Genomic DNA, 25570 nt, shown 5'->3' with positions numbered 1-25570 from the left:
GCTCCGCAGCACCGAGAAGCCACGAGGCGACACCCACAATGCGACCGTCCTCCTACAACCAGCGCACTCTCTCGAAGATCGCCTCCCTGCAGGGCGTGGGGCTCCACTCGGGTGCCCGGGTGACGCTCACCCTGCGCCCGGCGCCCCCGGGGCATGGCATCGTCTTCGTGCGCACGGACCTCGCCCGCCCGGTGAGCATCCCCGCGCTGGCGGAGTACGTGGTGGACACGTCGCTGGCCACGACGCTGGGCCGTGACGGCGTCCGCGTGGGCACGGTGGAGCACCTGATGGCGGCGCTGGCCGGCATGGGCATCGACAACCTCCGGGTGGAGCTGGACGGTCCGGAAGTCCCCATCATGGACGGCAGCGCGGCGCCCTTCGCGGCGCTCATCCAGAGCGCGGGCGTGCGGGAGCAGGAGGCGCCCAAGGAGCTGCTGGTCATCCGCAAGGCGGTGTCGGTGGTGGACGGCGACAAGCAGGCCTCGCTCACGCCGGCCCGGCACTTCCGCATCAGCTGCACCATCGACTTCGAGCACCCCGTCATCCAGGGCCAGTCCTTCGACCTGGACTTCGGTGACCGGGACTTCGCGCGTGAGATTTCCCGCGCGCGCACCTTCGGCTTCCTGCGGGACGTGGAGAAGCTGAAGCAGATGGGCCTGGCCCGGGGCGGTTCGCTGGAGAACGCCATCGTCGTGGACGAGGTCTCCATCCTCAACCCGGACGGGCTGCGCTTCCCGGACGAGTTCGTTCGCCACAAGATCCTGGACGCCATCGGCGACGTGTCGCTGTTTGGCCGGCCCGTCATTGGCCACATGACGGCGTACAAGACGGGCCACGCGCTCAATCACAAGTTGGTGCGCAAGGTGATGTCCGATCCGAGCTGCTACGAAATCGTTCCCGCCCGCCGCCGCGAGCTGGAGGGCATGGGATTGGGCTTCTCTGGACTGGCCGGCGCGCTGGACTTCGAGCCGCTTGTCGCCTGACGTCATTAACTTGCAGGTCCGGTAAGGCTCGGCTAAGTGGGCGGGATATGCTCAACCGTCCCACCCGCGTCATCCTCGCCGCGCTCCTGGCGGCCACCTTCACCGCCGGCTGTAACAAGGAGAAGGCGCCGGCCACCGCTCCCGCGGCGCAGCAGGCCGCAGGTGAGCCCGCGCCCGACACTGTCGTCGCGACGTTCGGCGACGGGCAGAAGATCACCTACAAGGAGCTCAACGAGCGCCTCCAGGAGCCGCTGGCCAACCTGGAGAAGCAGAAGTCGCAGCTCCTGAAGCGTGGCCTGGACGGCATGGTGACGGAGAAGCTCGTGGATGCGGAGGCCAAGAAGCGCGGCCTCTCCCAAGAGGCGTACCTGAAGGCGGAGATCGACGACAAGGTCCCCGCGCCCACCGAGGAGCGCATCAAGGAAGTCTACGACGGTGCTGCTGGCCAGCTGCCCGAGGGGTCCACCTACGAGCAGATGAAGCCGCAGATCGTGGAGTTCCTGACGCAGCAGCCGAAGCAGGAGCGCGCGCAGGCCCTCTTCGAGGAGCTGCGCAAGTCCGCCAATGTCAAGCTGACGCTGCCGGAGCCGCCGCGTCCCCCGGTTGTCCGCAAGCAGGTGGCCGCCACGGGCGCCGCCAAGGGTGGTCCTGAGGGCGCGCCCGTCACCATCGTCGAGTTCAGCGACTTCCAGTGCCCGTTCTGCAGCCGCGCCAACCCGGCGCTGGCGCAGGTGCAGCAGGAGTACGGCGACAAGGTCCGCATCGTGTTCCGCCACTTCCCGCTCGACTTCCACAAGGAGGCGCCGAAGGCCTCCGAGGCCGCGCTGTGCGCGGGCGATCAGGGCAAGTTCTGGGAGATGCACGACCTGCTCTTCGCCAACCAGCAGGCGCTGGGCGTGGACGCGCTGAAGAAGCACGCCGCCGACCTGAAGCTGGACACGGCGAAGTTCAACGCCTGCCTGGACTCGGGTGAGAAGGGCGCCATCGTTCAGAAGGACCTGGCCGAGGGCAAGCAGGCGGGTGTGTCTGGCACCCCGGCCTTCTTCATCAACGGCATCCTGCTGTCCGGCGCGCAGCCCTTCGAAGAGTTCAAGAGCATCATCGACGCGGAGCTGAACGCGCCGAAGAAGTAGTTCCCGGCAGTCGGAGAGGTGGGCAGTGGCGACACGACCCAAAGCCACGCCCCGCCTCGCGGGTGATGCGGCATCGCTCGACTTGGAGCGACCGCTCGCCCAGGGGTTGTCCCCCTCCCGTCCCCTCCAGGCCTGGTTCCATGGGCCGGAGGGGATGGTCCTCCTCCAGGAGCCGCCCGGCTTCGCTGGCTTTCTCGCCGGCAGCCTGCGCACCCTGTCAGTGGAGGAAGTCTTCGCCCACGTCCTGTCCGGCATCCGCAGCGGCCTGCTGGCGGTGCAGCACGCCACGGGGCGCCGCACGGTGTCCTTCCGGGACGGACAGGTGGTGTTCGCCACCTCCACGGAGCGCTGGGAGCGGTTGGGCGCGGCGCTGCTCCGCCTGGGCTTGCTGACGCAGGCGCAGCTGACGCAGGCCCTGTCGCGCGTGACGCCGTCGCGCCGCATCGGTCAGGTGCTCACGTCGGAAGGGCTCGTCTCCGAAGCCAACCTGTACAGCGCCATGACGTACGTGGTGCGTGAGGTGGTGCTCAGCCTCTTCGAACTGGAGGACGGCAGCTTCGTCTTCGTCGAAGGCCCCGCGCCGATGGCGGACGTGGTGAAGCTGCCTGAGCGCACGCGGGACCTGGTCCTCACCGGCATCAAACGGGCGGAGCTGGTGTCGCGCCTGCGTCGGCGCTTCCCGGACGACACGCGCGTCACGCTAGGGCCGGAAGGACCGCTGCCCGGTGAGTCGCGGTTGTTCGCCCGGCTGGCGGACGGGCTGCCGCTGGCCAGCCTGCGCGCGTCCTATGAAGGCGGCCCGCACGCCTTCTACACGTGGCTTGAGGAAGCAGTGCGCGGCGGCAACGTGGCCGTCCACCCCGCGGCGCCGCCTCCAGTACAGGCGCCCGCCGTGGAGGGCATGGCCTGGGAGCTGTTGTCCGCGGAGGAGCGCTACAACCTGCTGTTGTCCCTGGTGCACCGGGCCCTGCGCGAGGCCGGAAAGGACACGGACCTGCTGCGCGGCTTCCTCGACGCGCCGCCGCAGGGCCTGGAGGACGCGTACGCCGGGGTGACGCTGGCGGCGGACGGGCGCGTGGACGTGGCGCGGCTCAGGGCCAACCTCTCCACGGGAGGCGAGGCGGTGGGCCGGGCCCTCACGTTGGAGGCCCTGGACGCCTTCGTGTCCTATGCGTTGTTTTCAGCGCGCAACGTCCTGCCCGCGGACGTGGCGGAGCGGCTGTCCAACACCTACCGCACCCTCCAAGGAGGACTGGCCTAGGGGTTCGCCCGTGCCCACGTTCGCCGTCACGGCGTTCGGGGCGGGGAGCGGGCATGGTCGCGATGCGGAAGTGGGTGTGGGGACTCCTGGCGCTGACGACGGCCTGCGGTGGCGCTCGCCAGGCGATGAAGCACGGGGGGGCTGGCGGCTCCGGGCCCGCCCCATCAGCGGAGGCCGCGAGCGAGGACAGCCGCTCGACGACGCGCCGCTACGTGGACGAGGACCTGGGCTTCGAAATCATCCGGCCCACGGCGGACTGGCAGTTGGACGAGACGAATGAGCGCACGCCGGAGGGGCTCGCCATTCCCGTCATCCTCCGCCACAACGTCTCCGGAGCGCAGGTGGTGTTGCAGGTGGCGCCCGCGGTGGCCTCTCCCACGCAGTTCGCGGAGCGGCTCACCGAAGGGCTCCGCCAGCACCCGGGCTTCACCACCACGGACCCGGCGCCCATTCCGCTGTCGGACACCGCGGTGGGCTTCGATTTCCAGGTGGGGGATGGCGTGCACGGCAAGGTGGCCGTGCGTGAAGGCATCCCCGGGCGCGTGTTGATGATGCTGGCCACCTGGCCGGCGCAGGCCGCGGCGGACGTGCCCCAGAGCGTGGATGCGCTCATCCAGGGCGTCCGCCCGCTCGCGGGGCCGGCGACGGCGTGGAAGGTGCCCCAGCGCTGAGGGCGCCCCTTCATCCGGGACGCCCTCTGTCTGGAAGGCCGCGCTACTTCGCGCGCTTCCGGGCCGGTCTGGCCTTGCCGGCCTTGGGCTCGGGCGCCGCTTCAACGGGCGCGGTGCCCTGCGTCTGCGCGCGCAGGCGGACGTACTCCACCAGGGTGCGCACGCCCACGCCGGTGCCACCCTTGCTCAGGTAGCCACGCTCCTTGGGGCTGCTCGCCGGACCCGCGATGTCCAGGTGCACCCACGGCGTCTCGCCCACGAACTCGCGGAGGAAGATGGCGGCGTTGATGGAGCCACCCCAGCGCTCGCCGGAGTTCTTCATGTCGGCGACCTCGGAGCGCAGGGCGTCCTTCTGCATGTCGCTGATGGGCATGCGCCACATCTCCTCGCCCGCGGTGCGCGCGGCCTGGAGCACCTGCGTCACCGTCTCCTCGTGGTCGCCGAAGGCGCCGACGATGTAGTTGCCCAGCGCGACGACGCAGGCGCCCGTGAGCGTGGCCAGGTCGATGATGGCGGCCGGCTTGTGCTCGGTGGCCCACGTCAGGATGTCGCCCAGCACCAGGCGGCCTTCCGCGTCCGTGTTGGTGATCTCCACCGTCTTGCCCAGGCGCGAGGTGAGGATGTCACCCGGCTTGTAGGCGTTGCCGGCCGGCATGTTCTCGCACGCGCCGATGAAGGCGTGCACGGGGAAGGGCGGCTTGAGCGCGGCGATGACCTTCATGGCGCCCAGCACCGCGGCCGAGCCCGCCATGTCCGTCTTCATGTCCACCATGCCGTCCGTCGGCTTGAGCGACAGTCCGCCCGAGTCGAAGGTGACGGCCTTGCCCACCAGCGCCAGCGGCGGCTGCTTGGCGTCACGCGCGTTCTTGGGCGTGTACGCCAGGTGGATGAGGCGAGGCTCCTCGGTGCTCCCCGCGGTGACACCGAGGAACATGCCCATGTCGAGCTTCTCGATGTCGCGGCGGCCGCCGATGGTGGCCTTCAGCCCGCCTTCCTTCGCGGCCTGACGCGCGGCCTCGGCCAGCACCGTGGGCGTCACCGCGTTGGGCGGCTCGTTGACGAGGTCACGGGCCCAGTTGGTCGCCTCCGCGACGCGCTGCGCCAGCGTCAGCGCGTCATCGAACTCGCGCGTGCGCTCCGTGCCCTCGGGGAGCACCAGGAACACCTTGCCCAGCTTCGCGGCGCCCTTCTTCTCCTCGCGCGCGGAGGACTTGTACTTGTCGAAGCGGTAGACGCCCAGCGCCACGCCTTCCACCACGGCGCGCACCGCGTCCTGCGCGGACTCGGTGGCCGGCAAGGCGAACGCCACCGAGGTGACCTTGAGCCGCTGCGCCGTCTTCGCGGCGCGGCCGGCGGCCAGCCGCAGCACTTCCGGGTGGAAGCGGGCGCGGTTTCCCAGGCCCAGCAGCAGCACGCGCTCGGGCGCCGTGCGCCCCAGGGTGTGCATCACCAGGCTCTGGTCCGCGCGTCCCTTGAAGCCCTCCTGGGTGGCGGCGCCGCGCAGGCGTCCTTCCAGGGCGCCGTCCGCCGAGGAGAGGGAGGACGGGGCGCTGTCTCCCAGCTCGCCCTCGAAGAGGGGAATGACGAGCAGGTCGCCGCTCGTCCGTGTGGCATCGCCGGAGACGAAGCTGAAGTTCATGGGCCGTGGAACTCCTGAACAGTGAAAAGGCTTGGGCGGGTAGAAAGGGCGCGGACTGTAACGCCCGCCCTGTTACACGCAAAGCGTTGGATTTCATTCGAGCATTGCATTGCTTCGTTGCACTGGGTAGCAGTGTGGGGAATGCCCACGCTGCTGATGCATCTGACCGCCATTGAACGGATGGCCGCCAACCCGGGCGAGCTGCCGGCGGATTGGGTGCGTGCGCTGTCGGAGGACCTGCCGTATGCGCGCTTCGGCGCGGCGCTGCCAGACCTCCCGTTGTGCGAAGGCATCCGGGGCGGGCTCGCCGCCTTCCTGCCCGAACGGGAGCTGCCGCACTTCGCGCGGCTGTACCACGAGCGCGCTCCGGTGGGCTTCGGGCTGAAGATGGCGGAGCTGGTGGCCTCCGGCGCGTTGGTGGGCACCGAGCCCGGCCTCGCGGTGCTCGCGGGTTACTTCACGCACCTGTGCCTGGACCGCCGTCTGTATCCGGTGGTGGACAGGTTGGTGGTGCGACACCGCCGCCGCGGTGAGCGTGCCCTGGAGGCGCACCGCGACATCGAATGGGCGCAGACGCTCTTCTATCTGCGCGAGCTGCACGGCATGGAGCTGCTCGGCACGCCGCGGGTGCGGGAGAAGTGTCAGGTGGTGAAGAGCCTGGGCTTCCCCTGGCGGGGCATTGGCGGCGGCCTCTACGAGCTGGTCCGTTTGTCCTCCCAGGAGCGTGTGGGCCAGGCGCCCAGCAAGTCGGAGGTCGATGGCTGGGTGCGCGGCCTGTACGTCTCCGGTCTCTTCCTTTCAAGTCCCATGGGCCGGGCGCGCGCGTTGCCAGCGTATGCGCGGCTGTCGTTCCAGGAGCTGTACCGCAACGACACGTTCGACTTCGCCGCGGAGGTGGAAGGCACGCTGGAGACGGCGCGTGGCGTCCTGCGTCGGTTGCACGGCTACATGGCGAGGGGCACCTTCACGCCCCGTACGCGAGCCCGCTTCCTGGAGGCCTTCCCCGAAGGGACGCTGGGCGCACGGGCGGCGTGACACCCGCAGAGCAGGCGTCCTGGCGAGCCCGATTCCCCTCGGGGAATGGCGCTGTCCGAAGCGCGAGGCCGCTCCTATCCTCGAAGAGGAATGACGGTCCTACTCCTCATCGCGGTGGGCGCACTCGCGGGTACCTTGGGCGCGATGCTCGGCATCGGAGGCGGAATCGTCCTGGTGCCCGCGCTGGTGCTGGGGTTCGACATTCCCTTGGAGCAAGCCATCCCCGCGAGCCTCATGTGCGTGGTGGCCAGCTCGTGCTCCGCCGCCGCGGGCTATGTGCACAAACACCTGAGTGACATCCGCCTGGGGCTGTCGCTGGAGCTGGCGACGGTGCTGGGCGCCATCGCTGGCGGCATGGTGGCCGCCATGGTGGCGCCGGCGATGGTGGCGGTGGTGTTCGGGCTCTTCACGCTCTACGTGGCGCTGCAGATGTTGCTGCTGCGTTCGCCGCGCCAGGAGCCCGCCGCGATGGACGACTACGCGCCCGCCAACTACCCGCTGGGCATCTCCGGCTCCTTCGTGGCCGGTGGCCTGTCCTCGCTGTTGGGGGTGGGCGGAGGACCGCTCAAGGTGCCGCTGATGGCGTACGGCATGCACGTGCCGTTCAAGGTGGCCAGCGCGACGAGCAACCTGATGATTGGCGTCACGGGCGCCGCGAGCGTTGCCGCGTACGCGTTGAGGGGCCATCTGAAACTGGCGCTGGTGTCACCGTTGGTGGTGGGTGTCCTGGGAGGCGCATATGTGGGCAGTCGGCTGATGCCGAGGGTGCCCACGGCGGTGCTCAAGCGTTTGTTCGCGGTGGTGTTGCTGGTGGTCGCGGGACAGATGCTGTGGAAGGGAGGGGAGGGATTGTGGCCGAGCATCCTGAAGTGAGTGAACCGGAGGAAGCACGCGCGGCATGTGCTTCCGTGTCGGCGGTGACAGCGGAGCATCCCGCCGTCGCGCGCAACGTGGCAGTCACGGGAGGGGCCGCGTCGCTGACGCCCCCCATGGACGGGGCGCCCATGGCGCAACCGGACGGGGGGGCGGCGGAGCAGGTGCGGCATCATCACCGTGAGCGCGCGGTGGTGGGCGACCGGTGGATCGCACGGGTGCTGCGCGCCGGCGCGGTGGTCAGCGGCGGAATGTTCGTCCTGTCGCTGGGGCTGGAGGCCATGCCCCAATCCGAGCGCGTGCACGTCGCCATCGACTTATTGCGAAAGGGCGCCGCGTCACTGCTGTTGGTGACGCCCGTGGCGCGGCTCGCGGTGGCGGGCACGCTGCTGGGCCTGCGGGGTGAGTGGCGCTACATGGTGATGGCCGCGGGCGTGCTGGGGCTGCTCGCCATCGCGGTGGGCACCGGCATCCAAGCCTAGGAAGAGCGCGTGTGACGGCGCTCTCCCCGGTGTCAGGGAGGAGCGCTCACACGCCGCGCGCGGTGAAGTGGGCCAGGATGTTCTGGACCTTGGCCACTTCGCCCGTCTGACCCAGATCCCCGTAGAGGGGAATCAGCGTCTCGAACTGCTTGCGGGCCGCCGCGAAGTCCTGCTGGTAGTAGCAGGACAGGCCCAAGTCCCAGCGGGCGCGGGCCTCATACGCGTGGTCGTGCACCTCCTGGTACAGCTCCACCGCGCGGAGCAGGTGCGGGCGCGCACCTTCGTGGTTGCCAAGAAGCCCCTCGGACTCGCCCAGCAGCAGGTGGCCCAGCGCGAGCGCCTCCGGATCATCACCTTGCTCCAGCAGCGGCACGGCCTCCAGGAAGCGCTTGCGCGCGGGCTCGTAGTCGCCCTTCTCCATGCGGATGTCGCCGATGTCGATGAGCAGCCGCGCCACCCGCTCCGTGTTTCGCGTCTGGCGCAGGAGGATGAGCGCCTCCTGGTATTTCTCCTCGGCGGCCTCTGGCTGGCCCAGCGAGCGCAGGGACTCGCCGATGCAGGCGCGGGCCAGGGCCTCGCCCTCACGGTCCTTGGACTCGTTGAAGAGCATGGCGGCGCGGGCAATCTGCTCGATGGCGCCGCGGTGATCCTCGAAGTTCGCCTTCACCACGCCCAGCCCCATCAGGGCCTGCGCCTGGCCGGGCTTGTACTTGGCCTCTTGGAACTTCTCGAGCGCCTCTTCGTAGAATTGCCGGCTGGCGGCGTGGTCCTCCAGCAGACCGTGCAGCTCGGCCAGGTTCACCAGACCCTGTCCCACCTCGGTGGGCGAGCCGGTGATGCGCAGCGGCGCCAGCGCGTTCTTCTGCTTCTGGATGGCGTCGAGGATGTGGGTGCGTTGGGTGTCTTCGGGCGGGTGGTGCATGGGGGGCCTCAGGCGTCGCCACCCTTGCGGCGGCGGGAGGTCTTGTCCAACGAATCGTCCTTCTCGCTCCCGTCAGTCCCGTTGGCGGCCACGGCCAGGGAATGGGCGCTGGGGTGCCGGTCCTTCTCCACCTTGTCGGCCTTTTCGTGGACGAGGATGGGGGAGAAGAAGCAGTCCTTCTTCGTGTACTCGTCGAAGGCGAAGGCGAAACGGTAGCTGGCCGCCGCGCGCTGGTTGCAGTCGGTGCGCTCGCAGAAGCGGCAGGAGATGCCGGACGGAATGGCGTCCTTGCGCAGGTCCGTCGTGGGCAGGCCGTAGGCCAGGTACTTGGCGTTCTCCGCGTGGGTGCCCAGGCCGATGGAGTACGCGGTGCCCTTGACGATGGAGCCCTCAATCGGCTGGAGCTGCACCTTGGCGAAGCAGAAATAGGCGGTGCCGTCCGGCATGATGGAGTACTGCCGCGTCAGCTGGGACGGGTTGAGGAAGGCCAGGTGCACGGCCCACTTGGCGCAGCTGCCGCCGCCAGAGGCGAAGCGGATGCCGGTGCCGCTGTAGCGCTTGGAGATGTTGCCGGCGATGTCCGCGCGCAGGAAGTGGAACGGAAGCCCGGGGCGCTTCGGGTCCGACAGGTTGCACAGGCGGTGGGCCACCGTCTCGTAGGTGGAGCCGAAGATGCTCGACAGCAGCTCCACGTCGTAGCGCGTGCGCTGGACCTCCTTGAAGAAGTCCCCGTAGGGCAGCATCAGCGCGCCGGCGAAGTAGTTGGCCAGGTTCACCTTGATGAGCCGCTGCGTCTCGCCGTGGCGCATGCGGCCCGCGTCCAGCACGCGCTCCAGCAGCTTCTCGCGGTCCATCACCAGCAGGCCAATGGACGCGGCAATCTGGAACTTCAGCGGCTGTTCGGTGAGGAAGGGCGACAGCGTCAGCGTCCGCTCCTCCGGGTCCAACCGCCGCACCACGGATGAGCCGGAGGGGGACGGGTCGTCGAAGAGGACGCGGTAGCCGAAGCGCTCCTCCAGGAGCCGGATGAGCTGACCGCTGGTGATCTGCCGCTCCAGGCGCACGTCGCGGCGCAGCGCGTCCGCCTGCTCTTCCAGCTCCGGGAAGTAGTTGCGGTGCTTCTCCAGGAAGTCGCTGACCTCGTCGAAGGGCGAGTAGTCGAAGCGCACACCGGGCGAAGTGCCGTTGCCCGGGCCGCCCTGGGTGCGCGTGCGCTCCTCGACGTTGAGCTGTGCCAGCACGTTCTCCAACTGCGTGCGGGTGTTCTTGTAGAGGTTGAAGAGCGCCGCCACCGTGCCCGCGAGCTTCGGCTCCGCGGAGAGGGACTGGAGCGACTCCGGGTCGATGTCGAGGCTCTTGAGGAGCGGCTCGTCCAGCAGCTTCGCGAGCGCTTCGTCCACGCGGCCTTCGCCCAGCGTGGACATGAACTGCTCGGGGTCCTGGTCGAAGTAGCGCAGGGCCTTCCAGAGCAGGGGGAAGGGCATCACCCGCTTACCCTTCTCGATGAGGTTCAGGTACGCGGGGGAAACGCCCAGGTCCTTGGCTGCGTCCGCCTGCTTGATGTTCCGTGCAAGGCGCAGTCCCCGAAGCTTCAGGCCCACGTTGGCGTTCAGTGCGTTGTCGTTCATGGCCGGGTGCGTTGACGCCTCCGGCGATCGCGAATGGCCGCGCGCGCCTCGGGCTCTTTACCCACTCTGCAAATCGATTTACCGATTTGCAATGATCCTTTTCATCCACGAGGACCCCTGTCGGCCCTGCGACGGACCGGCTGGACCGCGGTCGGAGCCGGGGTGCCTTCTACCCTGAACCTCATGAAATCACAGCCCTTTTGGGCGTGTGGGGAACCTGTCGTCGCGCTCTCTACAGCGCCTTGTCAAGCATTTACTGCTGCACTGCGGCATGGGCGGGACGCGCTGCGGTAAAGGAAGAAACGCCGGTTTACAAGAACAGTCCGGGGCTCGGGTGCGATCGAACGTGGGGCTGAGCGGGGCGCACGCTGCCAGGGGGCGATTCACCTCCGGCGCGTCATGGGCGAACCTTCGCCGCGTATGGACGGTGGGCATGGAGGGCCGCGAAGGTGGAGCAGGGCGCCGCTGCGCATGCGTGCCCGAGCCGCCGCCGTCATCCTGCTCGGCCTGTCGTTGATGTCGTGTCAGGCGCCGCTGCGCCACCACCCCAGGGAGGATGTGGCGGCGCTGCGCTACAACCTCACCTACGTGCGCGAGCCCGAGCACGCGGTGGACGTGGAGGTGGTGCTGGTGCGAGGCACGCCGCGCGAGTTCCTCTTCAGCCAGCCGGGCGCCGTGACGACGGTGTCCGCGCACCGGGAGGATGGGGGCGTCCAGACATTGCCCGTCCAGGAGGGCCGCGTCGTGCTGCCACGGGGGACGCGCTTCTTGCGCTACCGCTACGCGCTGGACGCCTCCATTCGCGAGCGCGGCCCGGACTTCTTCCAGGGCTCCGGAGACGGCGATGCGCGGCACGTCGCGGGCCGCGCTTACCTCATCCGGCCGCGGGTGGTGAAGCCGGGCCTCCGCGTGGAGCTGTCGCTGGTGGGCACCGATGCATTGCTGCCGTGGCAGCCCGGGGAGAATGGCGTGTACCGGCTGCGCGGCGAGGACCTGGTGGACTCGGGCTTCCACGGCTTCGGCGGCCGCCGGTGCCAGGTGCGCCTGCCGGACGCGGTGCTGGACGTGGCCATCCTGGGACACTTCACGCACCTGAGCGACGCGGCCGTCTGCACCTGGTTGGGCAAGGCCGCGGAGGAGGTCCGCACCGTGCGGCGCGCCTTCCCGCATCCGCGCATCACCGTGCGGGTCATCCCCGCGCCCGGGCACCACGGGCCCAGCGTCTTCGGCATGGTGCGCTGGAGTTCGCCGCCCAGCATCTCCATCAGCGTGGGGCAGGAGGCGCGGCCGGAGGACTTCGCGCGGGACTGGGTGGCCGTCCACGAGATGCTGCACCTGACCCATCCTGTCTTCGTGCCCCGCGTGCCGTGGCTGTCGGAGGGGCTGGCCACCTACTACACGGAGGTCGCGCGTGCGCGCTCCGGACGGCAGGACTCGCGGCGCGCCTGGGAGGAGCTGCTGGGCGGCTTCGCTCGGGGGCTCGAGGGCAATGACACGCGAACCATGCAGGAGGCCGTGTCTCAAGACAGCTTCTCGCTCGCTGTCTATTGGACGGGAGCGCTCTTCGCGTTGCATCTGGATGTGGAATTGCGCCGTATCACTGGAAACATGCGCGGGCTGGATGACGTGCTGGAGTTGCTCGCGGCTCGCGGCAGTTCCTCGACCTTCGGGGCATTCGGTGCCGCGGTGGATGCCGTCGCGGGACAGCCGCTGTTCAATGCTCTGCTGGAGCGGCACTTGCCGCGGCCTGCTTTTGCGGAGCAGGCCGGTCTGCTAGAAGCGCTGGGTGTCCAGGAAGGACCCAACGGCGTCTCGCTGGTACCTGCTCGAGACAGTCTGTTGCGTGATTCGGTGGTCGGTCGGCGCAGCCACGGCGAAACACCCTGAATGCAACCGCGACCTCCACACAACACCCCCCACGCAGTACCGAAAGGAAGTCTCATCCATGAACGTCAAGGCGCTTGCAGCGGTTGTCGGCACCCTGTCCCTGGCCGCGCTGGCCACGGGTTGTGCGACCAAGAAGTCGGCGGAGATGGAGCCCGCCACGGCCGAAGAGACTGGCGCGGAGAGCAGCGGCGCCACGGAGTCGCAGGAGGCCGCTCCGGCCGCGACCGAGGAGAAGGGCGCCGAGGGAAGCTGTGGCGCCGGCTCGTGCGGCTCCGGCTCCTGCGGCGGCCAGAAGAAGGAGTAGTTCCGCCGGACGGAAGTCCCGAGGGCCTGGTGAAGGCCGGGCCCTCGCTGCCGGGCGGTTGAGCAGCACCACCGCCGCCCGGGTTGTTTCCCATGTTTCGAGAGGGCTTCTGCCGTGGTGACGTACGCACAGCGACATGGGCTGAAGCCGCTGGGCGCGGGCATCGGGCTGCGCAGGAGCTTCTATGCGGAGCTGCCGCGCACCGAACGGACGCTCGACTGGGTGGAGATCATCCCGGAGAACTTCCTGTCATTGGGTGGGCGCTCGCAGCGCGCGTTGGACGCATGCGCGGAGCGGTGGCCCGTGTTGCCCCACGGCGTGGGGTTGAACATCGGCGGCCCGGACGCGCTGGACGACGACTATGTCCGGGGACTGGCGGCGCTGGTGAAGCGGGTGGAGGCGCCCTTCTTCTCCGACCACCTCTGCTTTTCGCGGCTGGACGGTGTGTACCTGCACGACTTGCTGCCGCTGCCGTTCAGCGAGGCCGCTGTCGAGCACGTGGTGCCCCGCGTGCGCGAGGTGATGGACCGGGTGGGCCGTCCCTTCCTGCTGGAGAATCCCAGCTACTACGCGCGGATGCCCGGCGGCACGTTGCGGGAAGCGGACTTCCTCCGCCGCGTCGTGGAGCAGGCGGACTGTGGGCTGCTGCTGGACGTGAACAACGTCTACGTCAACGCGCGCAACCATGGCTACGACGCGCGGGCCTTCGTGGATGCCCTGCCGCTGGAGCGCGTGGTGCAGATTCACCTGGCCGGCCACACCTGCTACCCGGACGTCATCGTCGACACGCATGGCGACCGCGTCTGCGACGACGTGTGGTCGCTCTACCGCTACGTGCTTTCGCGCACCGGGCCGGTGGCGACGCTCATCGAGTGGGACCAGGACCTTCCTTCCCTGGACGCGGTGTTGGACGAGGCGGACATTGCGCGCGCATCGCTGCGGGAGGTCGCCGGCCCATGAAGCCGTCCCTGCGCGACTTCTTCGACAGCATGGGGGACTACCTCGCCGAGCCCGGCCCGGAGTCGCTGGCCGCGCTGTACGCGAGGCACCCGGGGTGGGAGGCGCCGCGCGAGCGGGTGTCGCTCTACGGCGGCTTCGTGCTCGGCCATGTGCGCTCCGCGCTGGACAAGGTCTTTCCGCTGACGCGCCAGGCCCTGGGGCAGGACGCATGGGACGGCCTGGTGGTGGCCTTCACGCGGACACGGCCGGCTCGGCACCATGAGCTCAACCACCTGTGTGAAGGCTTTCCCGCGTTCCTCGCGGACGCGGCGGCCTCGCGGGGGCTGGCGCCCTTCGTGCCCGCACTGGCCCGCTTCGAGTGGACCGACTTCGCGGTGTTCGCGTCCCTGGAGCCATCGCCCGAGCGCGTGGAGCGGCTGACGGCCAATCCCACCCTGGTGGTGCTGGAGCACGACTTCCACCTCTGCGCGTACGTGCGGGCCCGAGGCGCCGCGACGTCACCGGAGGCAGGCGCGGAGCTGGCGCTGCTGTGGCGCCACCCGGAGCAGTTGAAGACGCTCTACATGGCCGCCACGCCACCGGCACTGCTGGTGTTGAAGATGGCGGTGGAAGGGCTGGCCCTGGCGGACGTGGTGGCGGCCACGGGCATGGCGGAAGCCGACCTGCGCGCGACGGTGACGCGCTTCGGCCGCGACGGACTGGTGCTCCTCCCGGATGACAGCGACGGGGGATGAAGTGCCCGCGCTGTCTGGGCGCTCAGTGCCAGGGGTACGTCACCAGGCCCCGCGCCGTGCCCACGTAGCGCGGTCCTCCCGGAGCCACCATCAGGGCGCTCACGTCCGGGTCCGGCAAGCCCTCTTCCGTTCCGAAGTGGGTGGCGATGTCTGCTGACACGTCATAACGCACCAGCCCGTTCTTCGTGCCGGCCCAGAGGATGTCCCGGGTGCGCGCGTCCACGGCCTGCCGTTCGAAGAGGAGCGTGCGAATCTCCTCGTCCTGCAGTCTCCAGGGCGCGTCGCGCAGCGCGGGACCGGGTTGTCCCAGCGCGCTGAAGCCCTTCCTCGTGCCGGCGAACACCTGGCCCTCCGGCCCCACGGCCACGGAGAGGACGTCGTCATCGGGGATGGCCGGCGGAGCGTGAAGCCGCACCGAGACTTCGGCGAGCCCGGGCTCGAAGTCGTCGTCCGCCCAGAAGGTGATTTCCGCGAGGCCGCCCGACGTGGCCGCCCAGGCCGTCACGCGTTCCGGGCTGGAGTCCGGGGAGATGGCGAGCTGGCGCACCTCGCGTCCCTCCAGCAGGCGGCGGCCTCCCACGGTGCCCGCGCGTCCTCCGGAGGCGGGGTCGCTCGCGCGTGTGAGGACCAGGCCCCGGCGGGTGCCCAGCAGCAGCACGTCCGGGGATTCCCATGCGGCCACCGCGGTCACCGCCGCGCCCGTGGCCCCCAGCATGGCGCCCGTGTGCCGGGTGCAGGTGCGCTGGACGCACCGGAGCACGCCGCCGCCGTCAGTGCCCACGAAGAGCACGTTGCCACCTTGAAACGCATGGAGCGACAGGGCCGGGGCGTTCACGTCCAGCACCGTCGTGGACGCGCGCTCCGCATACACCCGGGGAGAAGTGCCATCCGCGTAGCGGAGCCCGTCCGGGGTGAGCGCCAGGGCCACCACGGGCCGCTGCGCGTCCGGGACGTCCTCCATCAACCGCGCGCGTCCCAGCGGCAGCACCGTGAAGGACGTCGCCGCGCGGCTCACGGGGCCGTCCTGGTCGGTGGCGGCCAGCACCGTCGTATGGCGACCGGCGAGGGGGAAGGCGAGGGTGGCGGTGGGCAGCGGCAGCGCGACCGCCACGAGGCTCCCCGCCAGGTTGTCCAGCCACGCCAGCTCCGCGATGTGGCCCTGGGGGACCGCGGGCCTCGCGAAGCCGGTGAGGACCACGGGTTGCCCCTCCTGGCATGGGCCTCTGCCGCAATCCAGCAGTCCTTGCATCACGCTCTCCACCCGCACGTCGGGCGCGCCGTTCACGGTGACTGCCACGGCCGCCGCGCAGGCCAGTCCCCACGGGTCCGTCGCGGTGAGCGTCAGCACGTGGGGGCCGGGCGTGGACAGGCGGACGGTGTGCGTGCTCGGACCCTGGGCCAGTGCGCCGTCCCGCGAGGACACCCACGTGTAGCGCAGGCCCGTCCGCGCATCCTCCGCGTCCGACGCCAAACCCGTGAGCGCCAGCGGCACACCCGCGTTCACCACCGCGTTCGGAAGCGGTGCCTGGATGGCGCAGCCCGTGGGCGGCGTGTTGATGATGGCGCGCACCGGTCGTTCCACGCAGCCGCGCAACGCGGTGTCCTCTGGGTCCACGGCGCACGCGGCCAACACCTGCGCACCGGCCACGGACAGCACGGCGCTGACGGCTTCACCCGTGCCCAGGGGCGTGGGCTCGGCGCTGGTAGTCCAGATGGGCTCCGCCGGTTGCTCCGTCTCCGGGTCCACGCAGCGGGCCCGCAGCTGGCTGGGGACGCCCACGAGCACGCGTGGATTCTCGGTCGTGGGGAGCTCCAGCTCGCACCGGGGCGGAAGGTTGGTGACCAGCCGCACCCGCACGCTGTCCGAGGCGGTGTTGCCGCGCCCATCCACCACCCGCGCCCTCACCGTGTAGACGCCGGGCGTGGTGAAGGCGTGGGTCAGGGCCGGGCCTCGGCCCAGCGGATGCCCCGAGGGGGCCAGGCTCCACTCCACCGCGTCGTCGAGGTTGCCCGCGCCTCCCTCGGCGTGGAAGTCCTGGGCGGTGGCCGCGAAGCGGACGGAGGCGCCGTGGGGCGGGGCCTCGCCTTGCTTCACGAAGATCTCCGTGGGCTCGGGCCGGAGGATGCGCACGCTGGGGGCCCGCGTGGCGCGGACGGTGACGCGCACGTCGGCGGTGGCGGAGACCTTCGTGGCGGAGTCCACCGCGGTGCAGCGGAGGGTGTCCTCGCCGGCCACGGACAAGGTCGCCCGAACCACGTCGCCGGCAGGCAGCGGCCCGGACAGCGCGGACGTCCACTGCACCGCGCGCCCCTGGAGCCGCACGCCACGCTCCGTCAACGCCATGCACTCCAGGCCCAGCTCCTCGCCGAGGTTGAAGGTGCTGCCCGGCGCGGGGCGCAGCACGGTGGCCACGGGAGCACCCCGCGCGAGGACGTTCAGGTGGAGTGACGCGCTCGCGGCCAGTCCACCGGCGTCCACCACCGAGGCGGTCAGCCGCTGCGCTCCGGGTTCGTGGAAGGCGAGCGTGGCGCGCGCGCCGCGGGCCCGTTGCCCTTCGACGGAGGACACCCACAGCACGTTGGCGCCCAACGCCGCGCCTTCCTCCGCATCCTCGACGGTGGCCGCGAACTCCACGGCCTGGCCCACGCGCAGCGGGATGATGTCCAGGGTGGGGCTGACTTCGAGCCGGGGAGGCGTGTTGTGAGTCGTTGGCGGAGGGCGGGGGGCTGGCTCACAGCCCCACAACGTGGCGGCGACCAGCGGGACCAGCACGAGGCGGAGCCGAGGGGGGCCTTGGCTCGCCACGGGGTCACGTCCCGGCCTGGCAGACGCGGCCCGCCGATGAATCCACGCACCGCCGGCTGCCCGGGCAGTCGAGGTCCGTTGCGCAGGGCGCCGTGCAGGCCCCGCTGACACAGCGCCCTTCGAGCAGTCCCAGTTCGTGGCAGCTCGCGTCGTCGGTGCAGGGCGCGTCCATCCGCCGCAGGGCATGGCAGCCCGCGAAGTTCGCGGCATCGGGCAGGCACCGCCCGGACTGGCAGGTGAAGCCCGGCGCGCACTGGGCCGACCCAACGTCGTCCGGCAGCGCCTGGACGGAGGGGGGAGCGTCATCGTCGCCGCCGCACCGGGTGGCGCACGCGGCGCTTCCTTCGGGGAGCACCTCGCAGTACGTCCCAGCGGCGCATTGCCAGTCGCCCGTGCAGGGCGCGCACAGGGGACCGGGGCCCTCGCAGCGGTTGCCCTTGCAGGTCAATCCCTCGCCGCAGTGCGAGTTGCCGAAGCACTCCAGGCACTTCTTGTTCGGCGCGCACACCAGGCCTTCCTCGCAGCCAATCTCTTGGCAGCCCTGTTCGAGGAGCGACTCGTCCACCACCAGGTCGACCTTGAGCTCCTTCTTCTCGCCCGGGCCCGCGCAGTCCTGCACCTGGGTGGCTGGAAAGCCCAGGGCCGTCACCGTCACCGTGTAGCAGCCGTCCGGAAGGGGCCCCACGCGCAGCCGCCCCTTCGCGTCCAGCAGCAGCCGCTGGAAGGGCGTGCCCTCCACGGACGCCTCCGCCGCGGTCAGCCGGAAGCCGTTGGTCGTCTTCACGTGCAAGTCGAGGAAGCCCGCGGACGTGGGCGCCACCGGTTGCACCTGGACGGACTGGCCTCCCAATACCCGCACCTGGACGCGGGCGGCCTTTTCGGTCGTGGCGATGATGAAGAGCTCCGCCATCCCCGTGGGGACGTCTTCCAGGGTGAAGCGCCCGTCCGCGTCGACAGGGCTGCTCACGCCGGGTTGGCCCACCAGCGACACCATGGCTACCGCAGGGTCGCTCTCCGTGAGCTGCCCATGCACGGTGCCCACCCGGAAGGGGGCGTTCTCCAGGTTGCCGCAGCCCGCGGCGCAGCAGGCCACGAGGGTGGCTACCGCGATGTGAATCGTCGAGCGCATCAGAATCGATATCCCGCGCCGGCCCAGCCACCCGTGAAACCCACGGCCTGCCCCTGCCCATCCACAACGACATACGTCAGCATGAACTGGGCCTGTGTCATCAGCTCCAGCCGCTCACCCACCCGCCACACGATGCCGCCCACCACGCCGGGGCTGACGGTAAAGAACCGCTGCCCGTTGACGGCGGCCTCTATGTCAAAGGACCGCCTGAGGTGCAGGCCGGCCACACGCGGCCCCGCGAACAACGTCAGCCGCTCCCAGCGCCACAGGTAGGGAAGGGCCACTCCCGCGGAGAGGGTGGTGTAGCGGAAGGGCACCTCGCTGCCCGGCGTCAGCTGAAGGGCCCGGTCGCCGGTGCTGAAGGCCACGTCGAAGAGCAGTCCGAAGTCCTGAAGCGGCTGGTCCTCCAGCCGCAATGACAGGGCGACTTCGGGGGACATGGGCAGCAGCTCCGCGCGGCTGCGGGCATCCGCGAAGCTGAACATGCCGCCCAGCAGCGACAGCGAGCGCCGCGGGAAGGCCTCCGCCATCAGTCGCTCCAGGGGGAGCCGGTCCCCCTGGCCCACCTCCACGTCGCGGCGCATGAGGACGGCGTCGCCCTTGGTCAGCTCCACCGTCCGCTTGCCGGGCGCCACCGCCGCGCCGCCGGGCAGGTCCGTGCGCTCCTCGCCGTCCACCTTGAGCGTGAAGCCATCCAGGCGCGGGTTGTAGGAGAACAGCTCGGGGCGGCCCGTCCGGGTGATGCTGCCGGAGAGCACCACGGGGTCCGCGCCCACTTCCATGATTTCCGCCGACGGCCGCTGCCGCCCCTCGGTGAAGGCGAAGGTGCGGCGGCGTGCGTGGTCATGGGCCTCGGTGGCAGTGACGGCGCCATCACCATTGCGGTCCGCCGCGCCGCTCAAGCCGTCGATGAGGAAGTGGGTGTAGATGTCGTTGCGCAGGCTCTCGTCCTCGCGCGCCGTCTCGCCCCAGTCGCAGGCGGCGAAGACCATGGACGCGCGCGACGACTCCTCCAGCGGCCGGGCGTAGAAGCCGGACTTGATGCCCTCCAGCTCCGCCTTCAATTCCTTGGGCAGCAAGGACTTGCCGCTGCCGCTGTGGCAGGTGGCCAGCACCAGCATGCGGCGCCGGCTGGCGAGCCCGTCGAACTCCTCCTTCAGCGTGTCCATGCTCAGCGCCGTCTGGGGGATGTCCCGGTAGGCCGCGTCGCGGGTGACCAGGTAGCGCCGCAGCTCGCCCTTCGCGTCGCGCGCCAGCGTACCGTGCGCGGAGAAGTAGACGACCACCACGTCGTCGGGCCGGCTCGCCTCTTTCTTGAGCTGCCGGAGCGCCGCGAGGATGGCCTCGCGCGTCGTCTCCTCGCGGCGGGTGAGCATGCGCACCTGGTCGAACCCGCCGCGCGCGGGGTCCTTCAGCGCGGCGCCCAGGTCATGGGCGTCCTTGACGGTGTAGCGCAGCCCCTTCCAGCGCGGGTCGTCGAACGAGGCGATGCCCACCAGCAGGGCCATCCGGCGCGGCTTGTAGGCGCTGGACAGCGACGCCTCATCGAGCTTCAGCGGGACCAGTCCGCCCTTCTCCCCGGAGGAGGAGGGCGTCGCGCACGCGGCCAGGCAGGCCAGCAGGATGGGAAGGAGTCGCCTCACGTGGAACCGTTCAAGGACGATTCTGGCTGCTTCGCACGCTCACGTCGAACCGGATGATGGCCAGTGGGTCCTGCCCCTGGGGGGCTGCCTCGTTTCGTCCCTCCAACATTTCACTGACCGTCTCGGCCTCAGGCGGCGCACCGGTGGAGCCCACCAGCCACAGCGTCACCGGGCCTTCCTCTCCCGCGAGGCTCACGCCCGCGAGCCCCTGCGGCCCCTGCAGGTCGTGGGTGCCCGCGGCCAGGGGAAAGTGGCCCAGCAGCTCCGGCGCCGCGCCCTGCCGTTGCTCGAAGAGCAGGGCGGTGCCCGCCTCGGTGGCGTGGTAGCGCAGGAGCAACACCTCCGAATCCTCCACCGAGCTGCCCGGGTCCAGACGCCGCAGGACTCCCGCGCTGTCGCGTGCCACCACCGACAGCTCCAGGGCGATGCGTGCCAGGCGTCCCTTCTCACCCGTCCATTCCGCCGCGGAGCCTTCCTGGCCGGCCGGGTCCGCCGTCCGCATGCGGGGTAGCAACACCACCGCCAGCAGGCACGCGGCAAGTCCTCCGGCGACCAGGCCCCAGTGCCCGGCCGCGGGCCGATGGGCTCGCAGCGCGCGCCGCACGCGCGCCAGACCCACGTCATCCAGGGGCGGGGCGGACGCGCCCGTCGGAGCGAGCCCCAGCAGCAGCGAGTCCACCTGGCCGTCGAGCAGGCCCGGGCCCGGGTGCGTGGCGAGGAACGCCTCGCACGTCTCACAGGGGTGTGCCAGGTGCGTGGCGAAGTACGCCACGGCCTCGGGCTCTCGGCGGGAAAGGGCGCGCAGTGCGCCATCGTTCAGGTGTTTCATGAACACTCACTCCCACCGGCCGGCGAGGACTCGCCGCAGCAGCTCGCGCTTGATTCGAGACCGGAACCGCTCCAGCCGCATCGTCACCGCGCTTTTTCCCACGCCCAGCTTCTCCGCAATCTCCCGCGCGGACAGCTCACCCTCCACGTAGAAGAGGTGCACCGTCCGTTTCTCCTCGCCCTCGGGCAGCTCCGCGATGAGTCGCCGCACCACCTCGATGTCACGCTCCAGTTGCAGCGCCTCGGGAATGTGGGGGACCGGTTCCGGTTCCGGGTCCGCCACGTCCTCCTCCAGCCGCCGGGTACTGGACTTCCGCTCCAGCCGCGTCCGGGCCCGGTTTCGGGCAATGGACAGCAGCCATGACTCGAAGGCCCCCGGCTCCTTCAGCCTCGGGAGCGCCCGGAACGCCCGGACGAAGGTCTCCTGGATGACGTCCTCCACCTCATCCGAGTCCAGCTGGGCGAAACCGCCCACCAGCCGCGCCACGAGGGGGCGTGTGCGCCGGTAGATTTCGCTATAGGCAGACGCCTCCCCATGCGCTGCCCGCCGCACCCAATCCGTCAGTCCCTCCGACGCACCCACCTGTCCTCCAGACCCTCGTAAAGGCCCGCCGGCCACAGGGCCGGTGGACGCTACCGTCTCCATGGAAGCAAGCGGGCAACCTTCTTCTCGCTGGCACCCGGGGGGGCGCTGGGGGGAAGAATGTCGCCGCGGCCGTTCATTTCAAGAAGGGACACTGACATGCGCGTCATCAACTTCAATGCCGGCCCGGCCGGATTGCCACTACCGGCCCTCGAGCGGGCTCGGGACGAACTGATTGACTTCCAGGGCTCCGGCATGTCGGTGATGGAGCACAGCCACCGGGGGCGGGACTACGAGGGGGTCCACGACGAAGCCATCTCCCTGTTGACCCGGCTGCTGGGGATTCCCGACACCCACCAGGTCCTGTTCCTCACCGGCGGCGCCTCCCAGCAGTTCGCCCAGGTGCCGATGAACTTCCTGCGGCCCGGCGCCAGCGCGGACTACCTCATGACGGGCGTGTGGAGCGAGAAGGCCTTCGACGAGGCGAAGTACTACGGCGCGCCGCGCGTCGCGGTGAGCACGGCGCGGCCGGACAAGCGCTACACGCGGGTGCCCCGCCAGGATGAGCTGCGCCTCGAATCGAACGCGGCGTATGTCCACCTGACGAGCAACAACACCATCTTCGGCACCCAGTGGCACACCTTCCCGGACGTGGGGAACGTGCCGTTGGTGGCGGACATGAGTTCGGACTTCCTGTGGAAGGGCTTCGATGTCAGCCGCTTCAGCCTCATCTACGCGGGCGCGCAGAAGAACCTGGGGCCCTCCGGCGTGACGCTGGTGGTGGCTGACAAGGCGTTCATCGCGCGGGGCCGGACGGACATTCCGAAGATCTTCCGCTACACCACCCACGCGGAGAACAACTCGCTCTACAACACGCCGCCTACCCTGGCCATCTACCTGGTGCGCAACGTCCTGGCCTGGATTCAGTCGGTGGGAGGGCTCGCGCAGTTGGAGCAGTGGAACCGGGAGAAAGCGGCGTTGCTCTACGGGGCCGTGGACCGGAACCCGGAGTTCTACCGCGCGCCGGTGGAGCGCGAGTCCCGTTCAGTGATGAACGCTGTCTTCCAGTTGCCCACCGAAGCGTTGGATGCGGCCTTCGTCGCTGACGCGAAGCAGCAAGGAATGGTGGGCCTCAAGGGGCACCGGACGGCCGGAGGAATCCGCGTTTCGATGTACAACGCGGTGAGCGTGGAGAATGTGCGCACACTGGCCGCCTTCATGGACCACTTCGTGAAGACGCGCGGGTAGGCTGCGTCCAACCGCACGGATTACCCACACCCGGAGGATTCATGAAAGCCACGCTGACCGCCGTCGTGCTGTCCCTGATGTTCGCCGCTCCGGCCTTCGCCAAGGAGGTCGCGGGGGTGAAGTACCCGGAGACCGCGTCCGTTGCCGGCAAGGAGCTGAAGCTCAACGGCGTGGGCCTGCGCAGCAAGCTGGTGTTCAAGGTCTACACGGCGGGGCTCTACCTGGAGACGCCGTCCAAGGATGGCGCCGCCATCATCAGCTCGGACCAGATCAAGCGCGTGCGCATGTACATGCTGCGGGACCTGGACAAGAAGACCATCGTCGATGCTATTGGCGACGGCTTCAAGAAGAACGCGGGCTCCAAGCTGCCGGAGCTCCAGCCCAAGCTGGACACCTTCAACGCGGCCATCCCGGACGTGAAGAAGGGTGACGAGCTCATCCTCACGTACATCCCCGGCCAGGGCACGCAGGTGTCCAGCAAGACGGGCAAGGAGATCTCCGTCGAGGGCAAGGACTTCTCCGACGCGCTCTTCTCCGTCTTCGTGGGCAAGAGCCCGGTGGATGGCAGCCTGCGTGACGGGATGCTCGGCAAGGACTGAGTGACGCCGGTGCGCGCCACGTGCGGCGTGGATGCCCCGTGTCTCCGAGCGAGGCACGGGGCGTCGTCGTTTCAGGGGCCGGATGCAATGCGTCCGTGGCTCGCGCGTACATTTGGAGGACGGCCGGCCGCTGCGCGAGGGCGGGAGGTCTGATAGCAACCGGAGGACACGAAGGAGGTCGTCATGGGAATCTGTACGTGGTTGGTGCTGGGTGGCATCGCGGGCTGGCTGGCCAGCATCATCAAGGGCACCAACGCCCGCATGGGCATGTTCGCCAACATCGCCACCGGCATCGTCGGGGCCATGATTGGCGGCTGGGTTTTCAGTCTGATGGGCGGCACCGGGGTGACGGGCTTCAACCTCTGGTCACTGCTGGTGGCGACGGTGGGCTCCGTCATCCTCATCACCATCGTCCAAGCCATCCGGAAATGACGCCCGCCGCCCGCGTGCGCGCTCAGAAGAGGCTGAGCTGCGGCGTGGGCGGCGGCTTGCGCTCCGGGCGCCGGAAGGTGTCCGGGGCGTCCTCGGTGATGTAGGAGGCGCGGATGCCCACCTTGCGCGCCGCCGTGTGGAAGAGGCGGTGGATGGTCTCCGCGTAGAGGCCGTCACCGCGCATGCGGTGCTTGAAGCGGCTGTCGTTGAGCGCCCCGCCGCGGGTTTCCCGGATGCGGTGGAGCACCCGTTCCGCGCGCAGGGGCAGCTTCGCGCGCAGCCGTTCCGCGAAGACGTCCTTCACCGGGCCGGGCAGCCGCACCAGGATGTGGTGCGCGCGGGTGGCGCCAGCTTCACGTGCCGCGGCCAGCACGCGGTGGATGTCCTCGTCATTGAGGCCCGGGATGATGGGTGCCACCGACACCGCCACGTCGATGCCCGCCTCGGTGAGCCGGCGGATGGTCAGCAGCCGGCGCATGGGGGAGGCGGCATAGGGCTCCATGGCCCGGGCCAGCTCCGCGTTGTGGAAGGGGAGGCTGATGCTGACCCACAGGCGCGCGTCTCGGGCCAGCCGTTGGAGGACGTCCAGGTCCCGTTCGACGAGCACGCCCTTGGTGATGATGCCCACCGGGTTGCGGTACTCGGCGCAGACTTCCAGGCAGCCTCGCGTCAGCCGCAAGGAGGCCTCCAGCGGCTGGTAGCAGTCGGTGACGCCGCTGAAGACGACGGTTTCACCCTTCCAGGAGGGTTTCTCGAAGGCCTCGCGGAGCAGCTCCGGCGCCCGGGGCTTCACCACCAGCTTCGTCTCGAAGTCGGTGCCCGCGCCCATGTCCAGGTACTGGTGCGTGGGCCGCGCGTAGCAGTACGCGCAGGCGTGGAGGCAGCCCCGGTACGGGTTGACGCTCCAGCTGAACCCCACGTCCGGGCTGTCGTTGTGCGACAGCACCTGCCGGCTGTGGTCCTCGAAGACCTCCAGCTTGGACGGCGGGATTTCGTCCAGGTACTCCACCGCGGTGCTCGCCCAGGGGTTGGGCGGATTGTCGATGGGACGCGCCTTCATACGCCCACCGTGGGCCTGAAAGCACGTTCAGTCAAGGGGCGAGCGACCCTGAAAAAGGGGAACCCCCTGCAGAGAGTTCCCCCCGTTGCGCCACCCGGATGGCGGGCTCCCGAAACAGCGCGCTACCAGGTCCAGACGTAGAGCTTGTGGGTGCCGACGGTGCCGCTCGTGTTGCTCACGTAGAGCCGCGCCCCGGGCCACGCGCAGTTGAGGTTCAGGTTGCTGTGCGTCTGGCCGACGTTGACGGTACCGGAGATGTTGTTGCTCCCGCAGTACGCGTAATACGACGTGGGGGCGGTACCGACGTTCTGGATGGAGAACGGCGTCACGCCGAACAGCCAGGTCGAGAAATCGCGCGTCTGACCCGCGTCAATCCACGCGGACTCCATGGCCTGCTCCACATCGCTCAGCTCAGGCTGCTGCATGGCCTGCTCGTCCTCCGGCGTGTACTCCCCACCGCAGCCAACGGCAGCCAGAGACAGCAGACCCACAACTCCCAACGTATTGAACTTCTTCATGACTTCCCCCTCATTGCGAGTTGTCTCCGAATTGGAGACGCGCGGTGTGTATGGGGGTTTTTACTTGATGTAAATGGTGTGTTTTTGACACCCGGTGGGTTGAAATAGATTGCATCGTTGGATGACGCATTGCGGTGGCGGCGAGAGCTGACCCAGCCTTTCAGGTGAGTGCCAGATTTGCTTCGCGCTGGGTCGTTGCACTGGCGCGAGGA

General features: G+C 69.6%; 24 protein-coding genes. 14 read left to right on the top strand and 10 right to left on the bottom strand.

The window, feature by feature from the left end; genetic code table 11:
• Positions 1 to 38 precede the first annotated feature (38 nt).
• Genes lpxC through BLU09_RS29195 form a run of 4 tightly spaced genes read left to right on the top strand, consistent with a single transcriptional unit; the run spans position 39 to position 4048 of the window.
• Positions 39 to 983: a UDP-3-O-acyl-N-acetylglucosamine deacetylase gene (lpxC, locus tag BLU09_RS29210; protein ID WP_011554945.1), complete on the top strand. Its 945-nt coding sequence runs from the start codon at positions 39 to 41 to the stop codon at positions 981 to 983.
• Positions 984 to 1030: 47 nt separating this feature from the next.
• Positions 1031 to 2116 carry a thioredoxin domain-containing protein gene (locus BLU09_RS29205; protein ID WP_090493221.1) on the top strand — a complete coding sequence of 362 codons (1086 nt, stop codon included), beginning with the start codon at positions 1031 to 1033 and terminating at the stop codon, positions 2114 to 2116.
• 25 nt (positions 2117 to 2141) lie between these two features.
• The gene (locus BLU09_RS29200) at positions 2142 to 3377 is read left to right on the top strand and encodes a DUF4388 domain-containing protein (protein ID WP_090493218.1); all 1236 of its coding nucleotides are present in this window, start codon (positions 2142 to 2144) and stop codon (positions 3375 to 3377) included.
• Positions 3378 to 3430: 53 nt separating this feature from the next.
• On the top strand, positions 3431 to 4048 hold the full coding sequence (locus BLU09_RS29195) for a hypothetical protein (protein ID WP_090493215.1): 618 nt from the start codon (positions 3431 to 3433) through the stop codon (positions 4046 to 4048).
• Between the two features lie 43 nt (positions 4049 to 4091).
• Here BLU09_RS29195 and BLU09_RS29190 read toward each other — a convergent pair whose 3' ends face one another.
• Entirely contained in the window at positions 4092 to 5687 is a 1596-nt protein-coding gene (locus BLU09_RS29190) for a leucyl aminopeptidase (protein WP_090493213.1), read from the bottom strand.
• A gap of 141 nt (positions 5688 to 5828) precedes the next feature.
• On the opposite strand from BLU09_RS29190, the gene BLU09_RS29185 reads away from it, so the two are divergent.
• The 3 genes from BLU09_RS29185 to BLU09_RS29175 all read left to right on the top strand — a co-directional run bounded on the left by BLU09_RS29185 (position 5829) and on the right by BLU09_RS29175 (position 8077).
• Positions 5829 to 6722: a hypothetical protein gene (locus BLU09_RS29185; RefSeq protein WP_090493211.1), complete on the top strand. Its 894-nt coding sequence runs from the start codon at positions 5829 to 5831 to the stop codon at positions 6720 to 6722.
• Between the two features lie 90 nt (positions 6723 to 6812).
• Positions 6813 to 7595, top strand: a complete 783-nt coding sequence (locus tag BLU09_RS29180) for a sulfite exporter TauE/SafE family protein (protein WP_090493209.1) — start codon at positions 6813 to 6815, stop codon at positions 7593 to 7595.
• The gene (locus BLU09_RS29175; protein WP_090493207.1) at positions 7592 to 8077 is read left to right on the top strand and encodes a hypothetical protein; all 486 of its coding nucleotides are present in this window, start codon (positions 7592 to 7594) and stop codon (positions 8075 to 8077) included. Before BLU09_RS29180 ends, BLU09_RS29175 begins: the two co-directional genes overlap by 4 nt.
• A 46-nt stretch (positions 8078 to 8123) precedes the next feature.
• Here the strand turns inward: BLU09_RS29175 and BLU09_RS29170 are convergent, their stop codons facing one another.
• Together BLU09_RS29170 and BLU09_RS29165 are read right to left on the bottom strand one after the other, a co-directional pair.
• Positions 8124 to 8999, bottom strand: a complete 876-nt coding sequence (locus BLU09_RS29170) for a tetratricopeptide repeat protein (protein ID WP_090493205.1) — start codon at positions 8997 to 8999, stop codon at positions 8124 to 8126.
• An 8-nt stretch (positions 9000 to 9007) separates the two neighbouring features.
• Entirely contained in the window at positions 9008 to 10627 is a 1620-nt protein-coding gene (locus BLU09_RS29165; RefSeq protein ID WP_090493203.1) for a helix-turn-helix domain-containing protein, read from the bottom strand.
• 471 nt (positions 10628 to 11098) lie between these two features.
• Here BLU09_RS29165 and BLU09_RS29160 point away from each other — a divergent pair, with 471 nt between their 5' ends.
• From BLU09_RS29160 to BLU09_RS29145, 4 genes are all read left to right on the top strand, one after another.
• Positions 11099 to 12514, top strand: a complete 1416-nt coding sequence (locus BLU09_RS29160) for a M61 metallopeptidase family protein (protein ID WP_244172102.1) — start codon at positions 11099 to 11101, stop codon at positions 12512 to 12514.
• Between the two features lie 58 nt (positions 12515 to 12572).
• A complete protein-coding gene (locus tag BLU09_RS29155) occupies positions 12573 to 12818 on the top strand; it encodes a hypothetical protein (RefSeq protein WP_090493199.1) in 246 nt (81 codons plus the stop codon).
• A 114-nt stretch (positions 12819 to 12932) separates the two neighbouring features.
• Positions 12933 to 13778 (top strand): MNIO family bufferin maturase, encoded by an 846-nt coding sequence (gene bufB, locus BLU09_RS29150; RefSeq protein ID WP_090493197.1) that lies wholly within the window; start codon positions 12933 to 12935, stop codon positions 13776 to 13778.
• On the top strand, positions 13775 to 14512 hold the full coding sequence (locus BLU09_RS29145) for an HvfC/BufC N-terminal domain-containing protein (RefSeq protein ID WP_090493195.1): 738 nt from the start codon (positions 13775 to 13777) through the stop codon (positions 14510 to 14512). Before bufB ends, BLU09_RS29145 begins: the two co-directional genes overlap by 4 nt.
• Positions 14513 to 14534: 22 nt before the next feature.
• Here BLU09_RS29145 and BLU09_RS29140 read toward each other — a convergent pair whose 3' ends face one another.
• Genes BLU09_RS29140 through BLU09_RS29120 form a run of 5 tightly spaced genes read right to left on the bottom strand, consistent with a single transcriptional unit; the run spans position 14535 to position 21501 of the window.
• A complete protein-coding gene (locus BLU09_RS29140) occupies positions 14535 to 17318 on the bottom strand; it encodes a PKD domain-containing protein (protein WP_090493193.1) in 2784 nt (927 codons plus the stop codon).
• A gap of 4 nt (positions 17319 to 17322) precedes the next feature.
• A complete protein-coding gene (locus tag BLU09_RS29135) occupies positions 17323 to 18447 on the bottom strand; it encodes a carboxypeptidase regulatory-like domain-containing protein (RefSeq protein ID WP_090493190.1) in 1125 nt (374 codons plus the stop codon).
• Complete coding sequence (locus BLU09_RS29130) at positions 18447 to 20090, bottom strand: caspase family protein (RefSeq protein ID WP_090493188.1); 1644 nt, start codon at positions 20088 to 20090, stop codon at positions 18447 to 18449. Before BLU09_RS29130 ends, BLU09_RS29135 begins: the two co-directional genes overlap by 1 nt.
• Before the next feature lie 10 nt (positions 20091 to 20100).
• Positions 20101 to 20919 carry a hypothetical protein gene (locus BLU09_RS29125; RefSeq protein ID WP_244172101.1) on the bottom strand — a complete coding sequence of 273 codons (819 nt, stop codon included), beginning with the start codon at positions 20917 to 20919 and terminating at the stop codon, positions 20101 to 20103.
• A 6-nt stretch (positions 20920 to 20925) separates the two neighbouring features.
• Positions 20926 to 21501: an RNA polymerase sigma factor gene (locus BLU09_RS29120; protein WP_141592035.1), complete on the bottom strand. Its 576-nt coding sequence runs from the start codon at positions 21499 to 21501 to the stop codon at positions 20926 to 20928.
• Between the two features lie 159 nt (positions 21502 to 21660).
• On the opposite strand from BLU09_RS29120, the gene serC reads away from it, so the two are divergent.
• The 3 genes from serC to BLU09_RS29105 all read left to right on the top strand — a co-directional run bounded on the left by serC (position 21661) and on the right by BLU09_RS29105 (position 23780).
• Complete coding sequence (gene serC / locus BLU09_RS29115; RefSeq protein WP_090493182.1) at positions 21661 to 22749, top strand: 3-phosphoserine/phosphohydroxythreonine transaminase; 1089 nt, start codon at positions 21661 to 21663, stop codon at positions 22747 to 22749.
• A gap of 41 nt (positions 22750 to 22790) precedes the next feature.
• The gene (locus tag BLU09_RS29110) at positions 22791 to 23348 is read left to right on the top strand and encodes a chalcone isomerase family protein (RefSeq protein WP_011554925.1); all 558 of its coding nucleotides are present in this window, start codon (positions 22791 to 22793) and stop codon (positions 23346 to 23348) included.
• Between the two features lie 183 nt (positions 23349 to 23531).
• Positions 23532 to 23780, top strand: coding sequence for a GlsB/YeaQ/YmgE family stress response membrane protein (locus tag BLU09_RS29105; protein WP_090493180.1), 249 nt, complete (start codon positions 23532 to 23534; stop codon positions 23778 to 23780).
• 22 nt (positions 23781 to 23802) lie between these two features.
• Here the strand turns inward: BLU09_RS29105 and BLU09_RS29100 are convergent, their stop codons facing one another.
• On the bottom strand, positions 23803 to 24840 hold the full coding sequence (locus tag BLU09_RS29100) for a PA0069 family radical SAM protein (RefSeq protein ID WP_090493178.1): 1038 nt from the start codon (positions 24838 to 24840) through the stop codon (positions 23803 to 23805).
• A 122-nt stretch (positions 24841 to 24962) separates the two neighbouring features.
• Complete coding sequence (locus BLU09_RS29095) at positions 24963 to 25358, bottom strand: hypothetical protein (protein ID WP_090493176.1); 396 nt, start codon at positions 25356 to 25358, stop codon at positions 24963 to 24965.
• Between the last annotated feature and the right edge of the window lie 212 nt (positions 25359 to 25570).

Origin of the sequence: Myxococcus virescens (genome assembly GCF_900101905.1) — a bacterium.
In the GTDB taxonomy this organism is placed as follows: Bacteria; Myxococcota; Myxococcia; order Myxococcales; family Myxococcaceae; genus Myxococcus; species Myxococcus virescens.
The sequence above is the reverse complement of the archived record's forward strand: the minus strand, read 5'-3'. Positions and strand labels throughout refer to the sequence as shown.

Coding starts and splice junctions, on each gene's coding strand:
- lpxC (WP_011554945.1), top strand. CDS start 39: ATGCGACCGTCCTCCTACAACCAGCGCACTCTCTCGAAGATCGCCTCC.
- BLU09_RS29205 (WP_090493221.1), top strand. CDS start 1,031: ATGCTCAACCGTCCCACCCGCGTCATCCTCGCCGCGCTCCTGGCGGCC.
- BLU09_RS29195 (WP_090493215.1), top strand. CDS start 3,431: ATGGTCGCGATGCGGAAGTGGGTGTGGGGACTCCTGGCGCTGACGACG.
- BLU09_RS29190 (WP_090493213.1), bottom strand. CDS start 5,687: ATGAACTTCAGCTTCGTCTCCGGCGATGCCACACGGACGAGCGGCGAC.
- BLU09_RS29185 (WP_090493211.1), top strand. CDS start 5,829: ATGCCCACGCTGCTGATGCATCTGACCGCCATTGAACGGATGGCCGCC.
- BLU09_RS29180 (WP_090493209.1), top strand. CDS start 6,813: ATGACGGTCCTACTCCTCATCGCGGTGGGCGCACTCGCGGGTACCTTG.
- BLU09_RS29170 (WP_090493205.1), bottom strand. CDS start 8,999: ATGCACCACCCGCCCGAAGACACCCAACGCACCCACATCCTCGACGCC.
- BLU09_RS29165 (WP_090493203.1), bottom strand. CDS start 10,627: ATGAACGACAACGCACTGAACGCCAACGTGGGCCTGAAGCTTCGGGGA.
- BLU09_RS29160 (WP_244172102.1), top strand. CDS start 11,099: ATGCGTGCCCGAGCCGCCGCCGTCATCCTGCTCGGCCTGTCGTTGATG.
- BLU09_RS29155 (WP_090493199.1), top strand. CDS start 12,573: ATGAACGTCAAGGCGCTTGCAGCGGTTGTCGGCACCCTGTCCCTGGCC.
- BLU09_RS29145 (WP_090493195.1), top strand. CDS start 13,775: ATGAAGCCGTCCCTGCGCGACTTCTTCGACAGCATGGGGGACTACCTC.
- BLU09_RS29135 (WP_090493190.1), bottom strand. CDS start 18,447: ATGCGCTCGACGATTCACATCGCGGTAGCCACCCTCGTGGCCTGCTGC.
- BLU09_RS29125 (WP_244172101.1), bottom strand. CDS start 20,919: ATGAAACACCTGAACGATGGCGCACTGCGCGCCCTTTCCCGCCGAGAG.
- serC (WP_090493182.1), top strand. CDS start 21,661: ATGCGCGTCATCAACTTCAATGCCGGCCCGGCCGGATTGCCACTACCG.
- BLU09_RS29110 (WP_011554925.1), top strand. CDS start 22,791: ATGAAAGCCACGCTGACCGCCGTCGTGCTGTCCCTGATGTTCGCCGCT.
- BLU09_RS29105 (WP_090493180.1), top strand. CDS start 23,532: ATGGGAATCTGTACGTGGTTGGTGCTGGGTGGCATCGCGGGCTGGCTG.
- BLU09_RS29100 (WP_090493178.1), bottom strand. CDS start 24,840: ATGAAGGCGCGTCCCATCGACAATCCGCCCAACCCCTGGGCGAGCACC.
- BLU09_RS29095 (WP_090493176.1), bottom strand. CDS start 25,358: ATGAAGAAGTTCAATACGTTGGGAGTTGTGGGTCTGCTGTCTCTGGCT.